The sequence below is a fragment of the Streptomyces albicerus genome, assembly GCF_008905045.1.
Lineage (GTDB): Bacteria > Actinomycetota > Actinomycetes > Streptomycetales > Streptomycetaceae > Streptomyces > Streptomyces albicerus.
Map to the genome: position 1 here is coordinate 1 of NZ_VWMY01000186.1, position 1,970 is coordinate 1,970.

1 protein-coding gene is annotated in these 1,970 nt (G+C 64.6%); it reads right to left on the reverse strand.

Annotated elements, in window-relative coordinates; all coding sequences use genetic code 11:
* Positions 1 to 488: 488 nt before the first annotated feature.
* Positions 489 to 1,421, reverse strand: a complete 933-nt coding sequence (locus GAS53_RS54745; protein WP_151485285.1) for a sigma-70 family RNA polymerase sigma factor — start codon at positions 1,419 to 1,421, stop codon at positions 489 to 491.
* Positions 1,422 to 1,970 lie beyond the last annotated feature (549 nt).

The following is a 1,970-nucleotide window of genomic DNA, read 5'->3' on the forward strand; positions in this document are numbered from 1 at the left end:
GCCTCGACATCGCCGACCACCACGTCACCCAAGTCTGGGTCGTCCTCAACCCCGACAAACTCCGCCCCTGGAACCAACCCCGGGACGCAGAACCCAACCCCACCCCACACCAGAACCCATAACAACGCCACGACGGCTGGTCCTGATCGCCCTCTGAGAGGCACTTTCGGAGTCGTTGGCCACGGCAGCAGCCGGCCGGTCCCCCTCCGCCCGCCCACGGCGGCGCGACCCCACGGACCGTCCGGTGTCTGACTGTGCGGTCCATGGGAAGAGGGGCGTGCTTGCGTCGCCCCCTGTCGTCGTCCCGCCCCTCGGAAAGGCCTGCTGCGTCACGGGACTGCCGGCTGCATCAGGAGCCATGCATGACCTCGCGCGTGCGGGCCCGCCGGCCTGCCAGTGGCCGGGGGCAGCCGCTCTCGGGTGTCTCCGTTGATCGGGCGATGACCGCCTCGTGCACACTGTCGCACCGCCTCGTCACACTGTCGCAGTCACACACCACCCGCCGCAGGGCGGGAAGGAGCTGCGAAGCGAGAACGCGAGTCGAGGAACGCGGCGATCTTGCTCGGGCTGAACACCCACATCAACTTGTGGATGCCTTCCTTGGAGGCGGCCATCGTCATGAACGCAACGGGTTGGTCGTCTCGGTAGAGCACCACACTCGTAGAGCCGTTGGCATCGACCAATCTGGGCTCCGCATCCTGCCAGAGCTTCCAATAGGTCACCATCTTGGCCACATGTGCACGGCCCAGCACAGGTATACGAGCGCAGCCCCGCATACCGTTGCCGTCGGACAGACTCACGATATCGAGCGTGAGAATGGCCTCCAGTGAAGCCACATCCCCCGTTTGAGCCGCCGAGACGAAGGCGTTCAGGAGGCGTCGGTGCTCCGCCCCGTCCACGCTCTCGCGTTGCTCGGCCGCCAGATGCTTACGAGCACGGCTGACGATCTTCCGTACGTTGACGAGGCTGAGCTGAAGGATTTCAGCGATATCGGGATAGCCGTAGTCGAACGCCTCGCGCAGTACATATGCGGCGCGCTCGGTGGGGCTCAGCTTCTCCAACACCAGCAGTAGAGCCATCTCCAGGGCCTCTGCGCGCTGCGCGCCCACCTCCGGGTCCGAGCTCGTGTCTACGGGCTCGGGCAGCCACGGTCCGATGTAGGTTTCCCGGCGCACACGCGCAGACTGCGCGACGTTGATGGCCAGGCGGGTCGTCGTACTCGAGAGGAAGGCCACCGGGCTGACCACCACGGAGCGGTCGGTCTTCTGCCAACGCAGCCACACTTCCTGGACCACGTCTTCTGCCTCGACCGCACTGCCGAGCACGCGGTAGGCGATTCCGAAGAGACGCCTCCGGTGCTGCACAAAGACGGCCACAGCCTCTTCGAGGTCACTGGTCGTGGGGGACGGCTCGAGATCCATGTTCCTGCGGTCTCCGTTCCTCCGGGTTGCGGCTGTCTAGTAGCGGGACCACGCGGCTGCCGCGTGGCTGTGGACGGCTCCGACCAGCGGTTCCAGGACATGGTCCTGAAGGCCGATGAGCTGCCGGGTATGAGGCACTGCACGGCTTGTTCGGGCGCTGCGGGGACTTTGGTCACCGAAAGTCACGGCTGCTCCAATCGCATCTCCTCCATAGACCGGGCTGGGCCCGGTTTTGTGACAGGACGGAGGCAGAAAGGTGCCGTCGGCTGTAAATCGGAAGTCAGCCTCAGGCGGTCACACAGTGTTTTGTGGGCTTACGGTCCGACCGTTTGACCAAATCACACTTCTGGGCAAAAGGGTCCATCCAGGCAGCGAGCCGCGCATGATCCCCGACCAAGACTGTGAAATCGTCTCCAACGGCACCATTGAAGCATTGACATCTTGTTGATCAGTGTCGTTCCGCGTCCCGGGGTTGGTTCCAGGGGCGGAGTTTGTCGGGGTTGAGGACGACCCAGACTTGGGTGACGTGGTGGTCGGCGATGTCGAGGC